Raw genomic sequence first — 15,385 nt, forward strand, 5'->3', positions numbered from 1 at the left:
TCGCCGGGAGCCGACTCTTTCGGGATCGATCCGTCTCGCCGTCAGTCCGCTCGCGCGGACCCGGTGCCCGGCCCGAGAAGGTGGCACGCCGCCGCATGTCCGGATGCCACCTCGGTCAAGGCTGGCCGCACCGTCCTGCACAGGTCCGTGGCGTGCGGACAGCGCGTGTTGAAGCGGCAGCCTTGCGGCGGGTTGCTGGCGCTGGGGACGTCGCCCTTGAGGGGGTGGAAGCTGCGCTTTCCGACGCCGATCTCCGGAATCGAGGCGAGCAGGGCCTGCGTGTACGGGTGCCTGGGCGCCGAGAAAAGTGCGGTACGGTCGGCGATCTCGACGATCTCACCGAGATACATCACTGCGACCCGGTCGCAGATGAAGCGGATGACGCCGAGATCGTGGGAGATGAAGAGGTAGGTCAGCGACAGCTCGGACCGCAGGTCCCGGAGCAGGTTGAGGACCTGTGCCTGGATCGATACGTCGAGGGCGGAGACCGCCTCGTCCAGGACGAGGAAACGCGGCGACAAGGCGAGCGCGCGGGCGATGCCGATGCGCTGGCGCTGTCCTCCGGAAAACTCGTGGGGAAAGCGCGCCGCGTGATGGGGCAGGAGGCCGACGATGTCGAGGAGAGCGGCCAGGCGCTTCGCACGTGCGGCGCCGTCGCCGACACCATGCACGACGAGAGGCTCCACGATCAGTTCCCCGGCCGTCATGCGCGGGTTGAGCGAACTCATCGGGTCCTGGAACACGATCTGCAGGTCGCGCCGGAGCGCGCGAAGCGCTTGGCCGGACAGGGTCGAGATTTCCTGGCCGTCGAAGCGGATCGAGCCGGCGCTGGGCTCGAGCAGGCGCACCACCATGCGCCCCGTCGTGGTCTTGCCGCAGCCGGACTCGCCCACGAGACCCAGCGTTTCGCCGCGCGCGATGTCGAAGCTCACGCCATCGACGGCCCGCGTCTCGGGGCGCGGCATCAGGAAGCCGCGGCTGCGTCCGCGGAACACCTTGCTGAGATCCCGGACACTGAGGAGGGCTTCGGTCAAGCCGGGTCCTCCACAAGCGGCGTGAGGCAGGCGGCGCCATGTCCTGCGCCGACGTCGAGGCGCGGCGGGTCGATCTCCGCGCAGGCCTGCATGGCAAGGGCGCAGCGGGTGCGGAAGCGGCAGCCGCTCGGGAGATCGAAGGCCGGCGGCACCGTGCCCGGGATGGCCTTGAGGCGCGGCGCGTCGAAGAGCGCCGACGGCCGGCTCTCGAGCAGCCCGCGCGTGTACGGATGCGCGGGACGCGCGAAGATCGCCGTGGCCGGCGCATCCTCCACGATCCGGCCAGCATACATCACCGCGACCCGGTCGGCGAACGAGGATACGACGCCGAGATCATGACTGATCAGCACGATGCCCATCCGGTACTCCTGCTGCAGTTCCCGCAGAAGCTCGAGGATCTGAGCCTGGATCGTCACGTCGAGAGCGGTCGTCGGCTCGTCGGCGAACAGCAGGCGCGGGTTGCAGGAGATCGCAATGGCGATCATGACGCGCTGGCGCATGCCGCCGGACAGCTGGTGGGGATAGTCTGAGAGTTTCTCGCGGGGCGACGGGATGCCGACGCGGGCCAGCAACTCGGCCGCGCGCTCCCATGCCTGCGCCCGTGGCACGACGTCGTGGCGGACCAGCGTCTCGGCGATCTGCCGGCCGATGGTGAGGACCGGGTTCAGCGCCGTCATCGGCTCCTGGAAGATCATGCTCATCGCCGCACCGCGCAGGCGCTGCAGGCGTGTCTCGCCGGCACCGAGGAGGCTTTCGCCCATGACGTGCATGCGATCGGCAGTCACGGTCGCGGACGCGGGCAGAAGGCCCATGACGGCCTGCGCCGTAACGCTCTTGCCGGAGCCTGATTCCCCGACGATCCCGAGGACCTCCCCTTCGCCCAGCGAGAGGGAGACGCGGTCGACCACCGTCAGACCCGAAAAGGCCACCGACAGCCCTGCGATATCGAGTAGCGGTGGGTGCGCCCCCGCCGCGCCTGCCTGACCCCGCTGCTCCGTCCCGAGCATCGGATGGGGCCTCAAACGGTGGTGCCGGAGAGCCGCAGCCGCTCGATGAAGCCTTCGTGGTCGAGGGCCCGCGTATAGTCGACGATGTGCTCGCGCATCAGGCTTGCGACGGCCCGTGAGGGCTTCCCGCGCAAGGCATCGATGATGTCGGTGTGCTCGTCCGCGATGGGGCCGAGGTCCTTCTGCATGGCGGACAGGCCGAAAATGATGGTCAGCTGGAGCGACAACGGCTCCCAGGTCCGCAGCAGAACCTCGTTGCCGGTGAGCCCGCAGAGCTGGCGGTGGAAGACCGTGTCGAGACGCGCCAGTTCGAAGCGGTCGCCCCGGCGCGCGGCCTCGACCATCAGGTCGCGCGTCTGGGTGAGAGGAGCGAGGATGGCCGGGTTCTTCTGGGCCGCCACCCTCGCCTCCTCGGCGGCGAGTTGCTCGAGCACGAGGCGGACCTTCAGCACTTTCTCCAGGCGCGCGACGCTGACATCCATCAGGCGCATGCCGCGATAGGGCATGTTCTCGACGATGCCCTGGCTTTCCAGGAGCCGAAGTGCTTCCCGCACCGGTACGCGGCTCACCTGCAGGCGGCGCGCGACCTCGGCCTCCACCACCCGGTCTCCCGGCAGGAACGTGCCGCTGGCGGCAGCCTCGACGATACGGTCCACGACCTGCTCGACGAGCGTCTTGCGGTCGCTCAGGGGCTCGAGGACATCCGACTGGAGAAGGACCGTATTCGGCATTGCCTGCTCATTGCATTGATGGTTCTGTATCGTATACGATTATACGAACGGCGCCGCAACCTGCCCTCGTCGGCGCGGACTGACTGCACAATGGGGCACATCAGGGTGCAAGGAGGAATGCCGTGAGGATTTGCATCAGCTCTGGGCTTGTCCGCCGCCTGGCCGTGGCCGCCGCGCTCGGCGCAGCCACCGCACTGGCCTCTCCCGCATGGGCCCAGAAGGCCGGCGGGACCATCGTGTTCGCACAAGGGTCGAACCCGCCGAGCCTCGACGGGATGGTGACGTCGTCCCAGGCCTCCCGCAACATCACGATGCACATCTACGAGAGCCTGTTCGGCTACGACGAGAACATTCGGCCCATGCCGATCCTGGCGGAGTCTCTCAAGATCTCCGACGACGGGCTGACCTACACGATCCCGATCCGCAAGGGCGTGAAGTTCCATAACGGCAAGGAGATGACTGCGAAGGACGTGAAGGCGTCGCTGGAGCGCTACCGCAAGCACGGTGCGACCGCCGGCCTTCTCAACCCGGTGACCAGCATCGACATCACGGGACCCTACGAAATCACGCTGAAGTTCGCCAAGGCGACTCCGACCTTCATGGAGGCCTTTGCCTCGCCGCGCGCGCCGGCCGTCATCATTCCCGAGGAGGAAACCGGCAAGGATCCCGGGAAGATCGAGTTCATCGGGACGGGTCCCTACAAGTTCGTCGAGTACGTGCCCGACAGCCACGTGAAGCTCGCCAAGTTTGCCGACTATGCTCAGGACACCCGGTACGCGGGGCCGGACGGCTTCGGCGGCAAGAAGACCGCCTATCTCGACACGATCACCTTCCGCATCATGCCGGAAACCGGCGCGCGGACGGCGGCGCTCGAGGCCGGCGAGATCCAGGGCAGCGAGCAAATCCCCGTGCCGACTGCCAAGCGCCTCGCCGGCGACCCGAAGTTCTCGATCTACGAGAACAAGCGCTGGGGCTTCCTCACCTTCATCATGAACCTGAAGCAGCCCCCGGCGGACAATCCCAAGTTCCGTCAGGCCGTTCAGGTTGCCCTGAAGATGGAACCCATCGTCGGCATCGCCACCGAGGGCCTCTTCGGGCTCAACCACGGCTGGCAGTATCCCGGCACCACCTACGACGCCGGCGACATCGGCAAGAACCTCTACAACCTCGGCGATGCGGCCCGGGCAAAGGCCCTGCTGCAGGAGGCCGGCTACAAGGGCGAGCCGTTCTCGATCCTGACCGACAGCAACACGCCCGAGCACGGCAAGTCGGCGGTCGTCATCGCGGAGCAACTCAAGGCCGTCGGCATCAACGCCGTCATCAACCAGGTCGACTGGCCGACGGCGCTGAAGATTCGCCTTCAGGACACCGGCTGGAACGGCTGGACGCTGGTGATGGGCATCGAGCCCTACATGGGCCCGGTCGCGGTCGTCTCGACGCTCGCAGGTCCCACGACCCACTTCCGCCAGCCCGACGCGAAGCTCGACGAGCTCTACCAGGAGTTGATCACGGGCAAGACGGTCGAGGAACGCCAGGCGACGTTCAAGAAGGTCCAGGCCCGCCTCTACGAACTCAACGCCATCATCAAGATCGGCGATGTGGGGCTTGCCCAGGCGACCCGGTCCAACGTGAAGGGCTTCAAGACCTTCCGGTTCCCGCGCCTCTACGACGTGTGGGTCGAGTAACGCCGCCTCGTGCGGACCCACGCATGCTCCGGTTCCTGATCTCCCGGCTGATCAGCGCCGTCCCGGTGCTGATCGTCGTGTCCCTGGTCTGCTTCCTGCTGATGTGGATCGTGCCCGGGGACGTGGCATCGGAGATCGCCGGGGCGGACGCGACCCCGCAGCAGATCGCGCAGATCCGCGCCAACCTCGGCCTCGACCGTCCGCTCCTGCAGCGGGCGGTCGACTGGTACTGGAACCTTCTGCACGGCGACCTCGGCCGCTCGTATCTTCTCAACCGGAGCGTCACCGATGCCGTCATGGAACGGTTGCCGGTGACGCTGTCGCTGGCCGCCATCGCCCTGATACTGGCCATCCTGTTCGGCGTCCTGCTCGGCGTCCTCGCGGCGGTCAACCACAACCGGCCGCTCGACCAGGGCGCGATGACACTCGCGCTGCTGGGCCTCTCCATGCCCGACTTCTGGTTCGGGCTGATGCTCATCGTCGTCTTCGCCGTGCATCTGGGATGGCTGCCCACGGGCGGCTTCGTCCCGCCCTCGGAAAGTCTCTCCGGATGGGCGAAGTCCATGACGCTGCCGGCCCTCACCCTCGCCTTCACGCAGATGGGGGTGATCGCGCGCATGACGCGATCGGGCATGCTCGACGCGCTGGGCCAGGACTACGTGCGCACGGCCAAAGCCAAGGGCCTGAGCAGGACCCAGATCGTCTTCGTGCACGCCTTGCGCAATGCCTTGATTCCGATCGTCACGGTGGCGGGCCTCATGACCGGCGTTCTGATCGGGGGCGCGGTCGTGGTCGAAACCGTGTACTCGCTGCCGGGCAGCGGTCGCCTCATCGTCGGCGCGATCCAGCGGCGCGACTATCCGATCATCCAGGGCGGGCTGCTGATGACGGCCGCGATCTTCGTCTTCGTGAACATCGTCGTGGATGTTCTCTACGGCCTGCTCGATCCGCGGGTGCGCCATGGCCGCTGATGCGACGCCCTCCGGGACGGCAGTCAGGCTTCGCCGGACGTGGCGCTTTGCGGTGCGGCTCCTCGAGCACCGCTCCTTCCTGATCGGCTCGATCCTGTTCCTGACAATCGTCGCCTGCGCGGCGCTCGCGGGCGTGCTGGCCCCCGATGACCCCAACCGGAACGACTATTCGGCGATCCTCACAGGTCCGGGTGCCGACCACCGTTTCGGGACCGACGCGTTCGGACGCGACATCTTCGCGCGTGTCCTGCACGGTGCACGCGTCTCGCTCTTCATCGGGGTCAGCGTTGTCGTGGCGACCGGCCTCGCGGGCGTTGTGATCGGGACGCTTGCGGCCTATGTGGATGCGCTCGACGGCCTCTTCATGCGCGCGATGGACGGCCTGATGGCCTTCCCCGGAGTGCTTCTCGCCATCGCGCTCTCCTCGGCGCTCGGCCCCTCGGAGTTCAACGTCATCCTGGCCCTGACGGTCTCCTTCATGCCGCGCACAGCACGGGTCGTGCGGGCCAGCGTGCTGGTGGTGAAGGAACTCCCGTTCGTCGAGTCGGCTGTCGCGATTGGCGCCGGGCACTGGCGCATCGTCACGCGCTACATTCTCGCCAATTCTCTCTCCCCGCTGATCGTCCAGCTCACCTTCGTTTTCGCCGTGACGGTGCTGGCGGAGGCGATCCTGAGCTATATCGGCGTTGGCCCCCCTCCCCCGGCTCCGTCGCTCGGAAACATCATCGCGGAAGGACGCAACTACATCCGCGAGGCGCCGTGGATCGCCTTCTTCCCCGGCATCGTCATCGCGGCAACGGTGCTCGGCCTGAACCTGATGGGCGACGGCCTTCGCGACGTGATCGATCCTCGCCTGCGCAAGCTGCGAGAGGCGGGTTAACCCGCCGGTTCACGCCGTCGATCACGCTCCCGGGACGTCCTGCGCCCGCGCGAGACGGGCATCGATCCCGCCGACCCCACCCCCCGGTCGCGCGTCACCTCGCTCCAGGCACCGCCTCGCGGACCGCGTCGATGATCCGGTCCTGCGTGGCCTCGTCCAGATAGGGGTGCATCGGCAGGCTGAGGACCCGGCGGCTGAGATCCTCGGACACCGGCAGGCCGTTCCCGGCGACCGGATAGCGGCGGTAGGCGACCTGGCGGTGGAGCGGCATCGGGTAGTAGACGGCGGTCGGCACGCCGGCAGCCTTCAGGGTCGCTGCGACCGCGTCGCGACGGTCGCCGTCGACGAGGATCGTGTACTGGGCCCAGACCGAGACGTTCCCGGCCGGTACATGCGGGACCGTGCAGACGTCGCCCAGGGCCGCGGAGTAGCGGGCGGCGACCCTGTTCCGTGCCTCGATCTCATCGGCGAAGACGGCGAGCTTCTCGATCAGGATGGCGGCCTGGATCGTGTCGAGCCGGGCCGTCATGCCGATGCGCACGTTGTCGTACTTGTCGCTGCCCTGCCCATGTACGCGCAGGCTGCGCAGCACCGCCGCCAGTTCGGCATCATCGGTGAGGATGGCACCGCCGTCGCCGTAGCAGCCGAGCGGCTTCGCGGGGAAGAAGCTCGTGGCCGTCGCGAGGCCGAAGGTGCCCACCTTGCGGTCGCCGACGGAGGCCCCGAACGACTGGGCGGCGTCGGAGAGCACCCAGAGCCCCTCCCGCTCCGCCATGGCGAGGATTGCGTCGTAATCGGCCGGGAGGCCGAAGAGATCGACCGGGATCACGCCGACGGGCCTGAGCCCCAGTCCGCGGGCCGTCGCCAGCGCCTGTCGCAGGTTCTCCGGGCTCATGTTGAAGGTGCGCGGATCGCTGTCGACGAAGACGGGCGTCGCACCGAGCCAGGCGACGACCTCGGCCGTGGCGCAGAAGGTAAAGCTCGGGCAGAAGATCGCGTCGCCGGGCCGGACGCCCCTGGCCATCAGGACAAGGGCGAGCGCATCGGTGCCCGACGCGCACGAGACAACCTCCTTCGCGCCGCATAAGGCACCCAGCTGCGCCTCGAACGCCTTCACCTCCGGGCCCATGATGTACTGGCCATGCTCCAGCACGCGTGCAATGGCGGCCTCGACCCGCGCCCCGATGCGCTGCTTCTGGGCGGCAAGGTCGATGAAGGCGATGGGTTGGGCGTTCGGGGAGGCGTTCATGGGAGCACATCTCTCGCGCCGGGCGCGGCCGGTCCGGGCTATCGTCGATGGGCTACAGGGCGGATGATCCCTTTGGCAAGCGGTTAAGCGCGGGAGACACCCGACAGCGCCGCCTCTACGCTCGCGAGGCGATGCGCATAGGTGTGGGCGCCCATCACAAGGTCATGGGACGCCGATGCGATCCGGACCCGCTCCCGGGCGTCCGCGAAGCGCGCAAGGACGTCGTCGATGTTCGAGAAGTCATCGTGGAGCGCGATGTAGTGCTCGTCGGCGACGAGAATGTCGTTGAACCGGCCGCGGAACATGATCTGGCAGGTCTTCGTCCCGGCGGCATCGAAGTGGCGGGAACTGATGCACTTGCCGTTGATCGCGGGCCGTGCACGACCGGCGAAAAAGCGTTCGTGGATCTCACGGGGATCGACGGCCTCGTTGACGAGGGCTTCATGTCGGACGGGGCCGTGCCTGAGCACCTTTCGCGCCAGCGACCGCGCCCACCACGGCAGCTTGTGGCCGAGTGTGCGCAGGGGCGAATCGTTGCGGATGACGATTCCGCCCCCGGACCGGGACAGAACGTAGTCGCGGATGGCGTTGACCGTCGCGTCGTCCCTTTCGAGGAACCACGTCCCGGCTTCCGTCGCGACGGTGCCCTTGCAGCGATTCAGGAATTCGGCCCACCCGGCACGGTCGAAGCGGCTGTCGGAGATGTCGACCGACAGGCCCCTCCCCGGTCCATGCTCGGAGAACCAGTCGAGGATCCGGTTCCGGTCGTCATCCCCCAGATGGGCCAGGTAGCGGACGGCCCGTGCGCCGATGTCGATCGGGCGGTCGTCGAGGGGCCGCTCCGGCCTGTACGCGTCGGGGTTCAGCGCGTGGGGGATCGCGACGACCCGTCCGGCGACGTCGCCGAAGAGATACTCTCCCGCCTCCTGCAGCAGTTGCGTCGCCACGATGTCAGGCCGGAACTGCGCGAGCACCCGGCGTTTCTCGGCAATCGGCGAGCCAGGCAGGCTCACCTCGTTGCCGACGAAGGTGAGCAACGGGGCCTTGCGTGCGGCGAGGGCGGGGGCGTGCGGCTCGAGATAGTCCGTCGTGTCACCGTTCGTGGAGTGCAGCAGGACGACCGCATCGACCTCCCGCAGCAGGCCCGGCAGCCGCTCACGCGCTTCGGCCGGGACGATGTCGAAGGGGACGGCATCGAACCGGGGCGCCTTGCGGAACGCGTCCAGCCAGTCGTCGTAGTAGGAGAGCCGGTCGGTGTAGTTGGCGTAGCCGACGAGGACACGGATGCGGCTCTCGGAAGTGGCAGGCATCATCAGCCCTTCAGGAGGTCCGCGATGCGGAAGGCCGCGCGTCCGTCCCCGTAGTCCGTGATGTCGCTCCGCGGACCGTGGGACGGCCCCTTCCAGAGCCGGTTCCAGCCGTGGCTCACCGTCTCCGTCCACTCCGTCTCGTCTCGTAGGGTCGTGCAGGGGACGCGATGGAAGTAGGCCTCCTTCTGCAGGCCGCCCGAGTCAGTGAAGACTGCGGCCGCGCCGGCAAGCAGCTGGGCCATGTCGAGATAGCCCACGGGCCCGATGACTGTCAGCCCGTCGAGCGAAACGCCCATCCGCTGGGCCGCCTGACGCGTCCGCGGATGGAGCGGGAGCACGATCCGGTGCGACGCGGCCTGCTCGCGCAGGAACGCGATGACGGCTCCGAGCCGCTGCGGATCGTCCGTATTCTCCGCACGGTGTACCGTCGCCACGGCGTAGGCGCCCGCCTCCAGCCCCAGGTCGCCGCGGATCCTCGAGCGACCCTCCGCCTGCTTCACGGCGAAGAGGGTCGCATCGTACATGACGTCGCCCACGTGATGGACGCCGGAGACGATCCCTTCGGCCGCCAAGTTCTCGACGGCGGTTGCGGTCGGGCAGAATTGCAGCGCGGCCACGTGGTCGGTCAGGACGCGGTTGATCTCCTCGGGCATCCTGCGGTTGAAGCTGCGGAGGCCGGCCTCGACATGGGCGACAGGCACGTGAAGCTTCGCGGCGACGAGAGCGCCGGCGAGCGTCGAATTGGTGTCGCCGTACACCATCACCCAGTCCGGCTTCTCGCTCATGACCACCGGCTCGAGCGCGGCCATCATCCGGCCCGTCATCTCGCCGTGTCCGCCGCCGTGGATATCGAGCCGGTGGACCGGGGCGGGGATGTCAAGTTCCTCGAAGAAGACGTCCGACATGTCGGCGTCGAAGTGCTGGCCGGTATGGACCATCACCTCCTCGAGCCCGTCCGTCTCGCGGATGGCCCGGCTGACGGCGGCCGCCTTGATGAACTGGGGGCGGGCGCCGACGACGGTGAGGATGCGGACGCTCACGCGGCGTAGCCTTTCACCTGGGGCACGTAGCGGGCGTGCTGGTTCATGCAGCGCAGGATCCGCTCGCGATTCTGGCGGGTCCACTCCACGGTGCGGGCGAGGCCGTCGGCATGGGCGACCTGCGCCACGAAGTCGAGCTTCTCCTTCGCCTTGGACGGATCGCCGAAGCGCTGGCCCGAGCGATCCCAGTCGCGCGCCGGCGCCAGGGCGATCGGCGTCGCGTTGCCGGTCAGAGCGTTGATGCGCTCGGCGAGGTCACGGATCGTCGTCTCGACGCCCGAAGCCAGGTTGTAGATCTCGCCCGCCTCGCCCCGAAGTGCGCAGGCCATCAGGCCGCGGGCCATGTCCTCGACGAAGATGAAGTCACGGGAGGCGATGCCGCCGTTCTCGACCGGCAGCGCCTCGCCGTGCAGGGCCTTCCAGATGAAGGTCGGCGTGACGTTGCGCCAGACGGTGTGGACCGTGCCCCGCCAGCGTCCGGCCCCGAGGATCTCGCCAGGGCCGTAGACGTTCTGGAACCGCGCCTTCACGAACGGCAGGCCGTGCCGGGTGAAGTAGTAGTTCCCGTACATCTCCCCGATCAGCTTGGAGATCGAGTAGGGACTGTCGTGGAAGAGCGAGACCGGCGCGTCCTCCTTCGTGGCGGCGGCGCCGTCGAAGGTCTTCTCGGCCACGGCGCATCCGGCGGCAGCGTAGACGACCTTCTTCAGGCTCTTCATGCCCTTGAGGCGCTCGAAGAGCTTCAGGGAGGTGATCGTGTTGTTGTCGTGGTCGGCGATCGGGTCGGCGATCGACGACTGGTTGCCGTGGAAGCAGGCGAGGTGGAACACGTAGTCGAGGTCATCGGGCAGCGCGGCAAGGACCCGGTCGTCGGCAATGGAGCCGAACCGGAAGTCGATGTCCGCCCCCTCGGGTACGTTCGAGACGTCGGCCGAGAGGAGATTGTCGACGATGACGATGCTTCGCGGACCCTGCTCCCGAATGAGACGGACCAGGTTCGATCCGACGAACCCGGCCCCGCCGACGACGGCGACCTTGGCCCCAGAGAATGTCATCTGCGCTTCCTTTGCCGTTCAGGGCCCCGGCAGAAGCCCCCGCTCCAGGAGCGCCTCGCTGATCCGGCCCGCGATCGCGGCGGAGAAGGCCGCATTGTAGTGGACGTTGTCAACATAGAGGTTGCCGGTGGCCTCCTTCTGCAACCCGGCGAGCCACAGGACATCATCGCCGAGCTCGCCGGCCGCACGCCGCCGTGCCATCGCGTCATAGCCCGCTGCCGTGGGACAGAAGGGACCGAAGCCCTCCAGGGTCTTGATGAAGCCGTGGTGTCGCAGATCATACGCGTGGAGCGGGACGGGCTGCCAGACGAACAGGGGTTTCGTCCCGGTGACCGACGCCACGACCTCGATGAAGCGACGGTTGCGCATCCATCGATCGATGACACGATCGGCGACATCCTCGCGCGGCGCCGCTGCCGACGCCATGGCATCCGCCGCCGGCCTCACGCCGGCGCGCCGCTTCACCGTCCGGACGAACCATCGAAGCATCGACACGAGGCCCCTGGCCGGATCGACCATGGCCTGGTGTCGCGTGCTCACCATGTTGCGCAGGGCACCCGTCCACTGCGGCTCGTCGTCGGGGTAGACGAACTCGTTCAACCCGTCGAAGAAGATCGCGATATGCGGCACGCGGCCGTGCAGCAGGTGCTGCTCGAAGAGGACGCGCTCCTGCGTCGCGTAGAAGTAGCTGCGGCCGAAATTGTAGACGGCGACCCGCCCATCCACCCGGCGCAGCAGTTCCTGAAGCCGCGAGGGAATGGTCTCGCCATCGGGCAGCCCCGAGCCGAGGGCGTTCGAGCCTCCATAGAAGAAGATGTTGATGGCCTCCGGGCGTGGCGGCCATGGAGCCTGGTCGGCGCCATGCCGGAAGCCCGCCGGGTGGATCGTCACGAACCGCCCCGCCCGCGCCCGGATCCGCAGCTGGGAGAAGGCCTCGAAGTCGTAGATCCAGCTCGATTCCTCGAGCAGCTGGCGGAGATCGTCCTCCGACCAACCGGAATAGGCCGCGCGCAGGGCTTCCCAGCCTCGCTCCCGCACGACGGTAGGCTCACGACGAAACATGGAACGCGTCACTTTCTCCAGCGTGCTCCAAGGGCAACGCTCGCGAGGATCAGAAGGCCCAGGGCGAGGACGGTGCCTGCGGAAAACGCCACGACGGGGGCGGCCGTTGCGGCAACGGCCCGCGCGGCGAACGCAGCGATCAGCGCGGCCACCGCAAGTGTGCCGTGGGACAGGTCTGCGAAGGTCCCGGCCGCAGTTCCGATCCGTCGGTTCACGATCAGTTGCGCGACTGTCATCACGCCTGCGCCCACGACGCCGCCGAGCGCGGCGACCCCCGCTCCGACCATGCCGACGAGGACCGGTGTCGAAGCGACGGTCGCCACGGCACCGAGGCCCTGGACAGCGCTCGCGATCCAGATCCTGTCCCTGAAATACAGCACCGGCACGAGCACGCCCCAGATCCCGATCATGGCCTGCAGCAGCGCGACATCGCCGACGTAGCTGACGGCGCCCGCATACCGAGGGTCATCGATGACGAGAAAGGCGAGTGGCGCCGCTGCGTAGAACAGGACGGCCGCCGCGCCGAATGCGCCGATGCAGGCCGTGAGAATCTTCGAGAAGGCTGGACCTGCCTCGTCCGGCCGCGAGGCATAGGACTGGAAATAGGGAAACCACGCCGATGCGAAGCCCGTCGTCGCCAGCGACATGATCATCCCGAGACCATAGCCTGCGTTGAAGACGCCGGCCGTCTCGATCCCCGCCATTCGGGCAAGCACGAACGGGGCGGCCCCCTGGATGACCGCCATGAAGGCCGCCCCCGGCACGAAAGGCCAGCCCAGGCGGACGAGCCGGGCGGCGACGTCCTTGTTCCACGCCACAGACCGCTTGCCTGCGACGATCGCTGACAGAATGACCCCAAGGACGCCCGCGACGACCCCGGCCTCGAGCCAGCCAAGGACGCCACGACCTGCGACCGCCACCATCCCCAGGGTCAAGCCGACGCCGGCGACAGCGCTCGCCGCCGTGACCATGAGGTGGGCCAAGGGGCGCCGATCGAACTGCAGCGCCATCGTGTAGGGCTGCGCGAGCAATTGCAGGGCAACCCCCGCGAAGGCCAGCAGGGCCAGTCGCGGAGACGCGTCCGGGGCAATGGCGGAGACGAGGGGCGCGGCTGCCGCGCAGAGCAGCAGACCCGCAGCGGACCCGGCGGCGATGATCAGCGCCGTGACGCCGATGACGGCATCGCGTTCGGCCTCCGGCACCTGGAAGTAGACGGCGCCAGCCGACGTGGTGAGGCCGAGACCGAGGACGGTCCGGCCGATCAGTGCCGCGAAGGTGAGGAGGGCGACCGTCCCCATCTCGGCCGGCGCGATCCATGCCGCGAGAACGGGCGGCATGGCGTAGGACACCGCGCGGCTGAGCCCGTTTCCCAGGGCGAACAGCGCGCTGGCGCCGATGAGGCTGCGATGCGAGGGAGGCCTGTCCTGCGGCGACAGAGCGGCGGGGCCGCTCATCCCGTCTTGGGCGCCGTCAGGTGGCTGTAGACGTCACTGACGCCATGAGCGTCGTACCAGGCCAGCATCCGCCGCATCGCCTCGGCGAAGGGCACGCGGGCCTTCCAGCCGAGAACGCGCGTCGTTTCGCTCGGGTCGGGCACCACCGCCGGGACGTCGTCGTCGCCGACGGGGACCACCCGGACATCCGAATCCGGCGCGAGGCCGAGGTGCGAACGCACCGCGTCGTAGACGTCGCGGATCGTCCGTCCCTCCCCGCTCGACACGTTGAACACCCCCGACGGCGCATCATCGGCCATGACGAGATCCATGGCCGAGAAGAAGTCCTCCATGTCGAGGAAATCGCGGGTCGCGTCGGAACAGAAGCAGCCCTGGCCCGCCTTCAGCCGCTTGTAGAAGGTCGGGATGGGACCGATCGCAAGGCGCGGCCCGACGACCGAGGCGAGGCGCAGCGAGGCGAAGGGCAGCCCGCTCATGGCGAGGTACTGCTCCCCGGCCACCTTCGAGATGCCGTAGCTGGTGAAGGGCCGCAGGGGATGGCTGACCGGAATCGGCACGCTATCGGGACGGCCGTAGCACAGCACCGTCTGGAAGTTCACGATGCGCCGGACGCCGGCCGCACGCGCCGCCTCGACCACGTGAACCGTGCCCATGACGTTCGTGGCCACGTCCTCGCGCCAGTCGTTCGGGTCCTTGTAGGCCGCCGCGCTGTGCACGACATGCGTGGGGGCGAAGTCGGCGAAGGCCCGGTCGACCAGGGCCTTGTCGGCAACAGAGCCCTCGATGACGGACAGACCGGGGACCGGCGGGACGACCTCCCGCTTCCCCGTGGCGAAGTTGTCGATCACGAGAATCCGGTGGCCCTGCGGCAGCCAGCGCTCGATGAGATTGGAGCCGAGGCAGCCGGCCCCGCCGGTGATGAGGATGCGCATGGCGGATTTCCTCGCGGAGCCGTCAGCCCCGGGCGTCCTTGAGGTGCGTGTAGCCGCCCTGCACGCCCTCCTGCTGCCAGCGCGTGACGGCGAGTTCGGCGATGCGCGTCAGCGGCGTGAACTCGACGTTGCCGAAGTCGCCGAACGTCCGGGACGGATCGAGCAGGATCGAGGCGGCGTCATCCGGCCCGAGCGGCCGGACCTCCGGCTCCGGATAGTCGTTGAGCTTCATGGCCGCGACGACCGCGTCGTAGAGTTCGCGGATGGCCACGTCCTTGCCCGACGAGAAGTGGTAGGTGCCCCTGCCCTCGCCGTTGGCGGCCCGGACCACCACCTTCGCCAGGTCGCCGGCGTAGCAGAAGTCACGACGGGCTGGCGTGACGAAGCACTTCTTTCCCTGCGACAGCCGCTCGTAGAAGATCGGCAGCGGGCCCGACACGTTGCGCTCGCCGATGACGTTGGCGAGGCGGAAGGTCACCCAGTCCACGCCCGAGAACTGCACGTAGTGCTCGCCGGCCGTCTTGGAGATGGCGTAGCTCGAGTTGACCGGGTTGATCGGGTGGTCGAGCTGGATCGGCGACTGGAGAGGCTTCGTGCCGTAGCACAGGGCCGTCTGGAAATAGACGAGGCGGGAGACGCCGTGCGTCTTGGAAACCTTGGCGATGTTGGCCGTTCCCACGGCGTTGACGAGCGCGTCGGTCCCCCAGTCCTCCGGGTCCTTGTAGGAAGCCGCGGTGTGGACGACGACCTCGGGCTTGAAGTCGGAGAAGAGGCCGTCGACGACCTTCGCGTCCGCGATCGTGTCCTCGACGAGGGTGAGGCGATCGTGGGCCTTGAGGTTGTCGCGCCGGCCCGTCGCGAAGTTGTCGATGGCCACCACGGTGTCGCCGCGCTCGAGCAGCATGTCGATCACGGTCGAGCCCACCTGGCCCGCCCCGCCCGTCACGAAAACCTTCATCTCGTCACCCTTGCTGG

General features: G+C 68.1%; 14 protein-coding genes. 3 read left to right on the plus strand and 11 right to left on the minus strand.

Features of this window, described 5'->3' with window-relative positions; all coding sequences use genetic code 11:
• Positions 1-41: 41 nt before the first annotated feature.
• From ACX9GQ_RS16645 to ACX9GQ_RS16655, 3 genes are all read right to left on the minus strand, one after another.
• Entirely contained in the window at positions 42-1,034 is a 993-nt protein-coding gene (locus ACX9GQ_RS16645) for an ABC transporter ATP-binding protein (protein WP_459630689.1), read from the minus strand.
• The gene (locus ACX9GQ_RS16650; RefSeq protein WP_459630690.1) at positions 1,031-1,963 is read right to left on the minus strand and encodes an ABC transporter ATP-binding protein; all 933 of its coding nucleotides are present in this window, start codon (positions 1,961-1,963) and stop codon (positions 1,031-1,033) included. The genes ACX9GQ_RS16645 and ACX9GQ_RS16650 overlap by 4 nt, the downstream gene beginning before the upstream one ends.
• Before the next feature lie 89 nt (positions 1,964-2,052).
• The gene (locus tag ACX9GQ_RS16655) at positions 2,053-2,772 is read right to left on the minus strand and encodes a GntR family transcriptional regulator (RefSeq protein ID WP_459630691.1); all 720 of its coding nucleotides are present in this window, start codon (positions 2,770-2,772) and stop codon (positions 2,053-2,055) included.
• Positions 2,773-2,894: 122 nt separating this feature from the next.
• Between ACX9GQ_RS16655 and ACX9GQ_RS16660 the strand changes: the two genes are divergently transcribed.
• From ACX9GQ_RS16660 to ACX9GQ_RS16670, 3 genes are read left to right on the plus strand one after another with little or no spacing between them, the layout of a single operon-like run.
• The gene (locus ACX9GQ_RS16660) at positions 2,895-4,457 is read left to right on the plus strand and encodes an ABC transporter substrate-binding protein (RefSeq protein WP_459630692.1); all 1,563 of its coding nucleotides are present in this window, start codon (positions 2,895-2,897) and stop codon (positions 4,455-4,457) included.
• Positions 4,458-4,480: 23 nt separating this feature from the next.
• Complete coding sequence (locus ACX9GQ_RS16665; RefSeq protein ID WP_459630693.1) at positions 4,481-5,428, plus strand: ABC transporter permease; 948 nt, start codon at positions 4,481-4,483, stop codon at positions 5,426-5,428.
• On the plus strand, positions 5,418-6,308 hold the full coding sequence (locus tag ACX9GQ_RS16670; RefSeq protein ID WP_459630694.1) for an ABC transporter permease: 891 nt from the start codon (positions 5,418-5,420) through the stop codon (positions 6,306-6,308). The genes ACX9GQ_RS16665 and ACX9GQ_RS16670 overlap by 11 nt, the downstream gene beginning before the upstream one ends.
• A gap of 94 nt (positions 6,309-6,402) precedes the next feature.
• Here ACX9GQ_RS16670 and ACX9GQ_RS16675 read toward each other — a convergent pair whose 3' ends face one another.
• From ACX9GQ_RS16675 to ACX9GQ_RS16710, 8 genes are all read right to left on the minus strand, one after another.
• Positions 6,403-7,557, minus strand: coding sequence for a DegT/DnrJ/EryC1/StrS family aminotransferase (locus ACX9GQ_RS16675; RefSeq protein WP_459630695.1), 1,155 nt, complete (start codon positions 7,555-7,557; stop codon positions 6,403-6,405).
• Between the two features lie 83 nt (positions 7,558-7,640).
• Positions 7,641-8,867: a glycosyltransferase family protein gene (locus ACX9GQ_RS16680; protein WP_459630696.1), complete on the minus strand. Its 1,227-nt coding sequence runs from the start codon at positions 8,865-8,867 to the stop codon at positions 7,641-7,643.
• A gap of 2 nt (positions 8,868-8,869) precedes the next feature.
• Positions 8,870-9,907 (minus strand): non-hydrolyzing UDP-N-acetylglucosamine 2-epimerase, encoded by a 1,038-nt coding sequence (gene wecB, locus ACX9GQ_RS16685; protein WP_459630697.1) that lies wholly within the window; start codon positions 9,905-9,907, stop codon positions 8,870-8,872.
• Positions 9,904-10,962, minus strand: coding sequence for an NAD-dependent epimerase/dehydratase family protein (locus tag ACX9GQ_RS16690; RefSeq protein ID WP_459630698.1), 1,059 nt, complete (start codon positions 10,960-10,962; stop codon positions 9,904-9,906). The genes wecB and ACX9GQ_RS16690 overlap by 4 nt, the downstream gene beginning before the upstream one ends.
• A gap of 18 nt (positions 10,963-10,980) precedes the next feature.
• Positions 10,981-12,024 carry a hypothetical protein gene (locus tag ACX9GQ_RS16695; RefSeq protein ID WP_459630699.1) on the minus strand — a complete coding sequence of 348 codons (1,044 nt, stop codon included), beginning with the start codon at positions 12,022-12,024 and terminating at the stop codon, positions 10,981-10,983.
• Between the two features lie 8 nt (positions 12,025-12,032).
• A complete protein-coding gene (locus ACX9GQ_RS16700) occupies positions 12,033-13,478 on the minus strand; it encodes a lipopolysaccharide biosynthesis protein (protein ID WP_459630700.1) in 1,446 nt (481 codons plus the stop codon).
• On the minus strand, positions 13,475-14,410 hold the full coding sequence (locus ACX9GQ_RS16705) for an NAD-dependent epimerase/dehydratase family protein (RefSeq protein WP_459630701.1): 936 nt from the start codon (positions 14,408-14,410) through the stop codon (positions 13,475-13,477). Before ACX9GQ_RS16705 ends, ACX9GQ_RS16700 begins: the two co-directional genes overlap by 4 nt.
• A 22-nt stretch (positions 14,411-14,432) precedes the next feature.
• Positions 14,433-15,368, minus strand: a complete 936-nt coding sequence (locus tag ACX9GQ_RS16710; RefSeq protein WP_459630702.1) for an NAD-dependent epimerase/dehydratase family protein — start codon at positions 15,366-15,368, stop codon at positions 14,433-14,435.
• Positions 15,369-15,385 lie beyond the last annotated feature (17 nt).

Source organism: Alsobacter sp. R-9 (assembly GCF_054612375.1).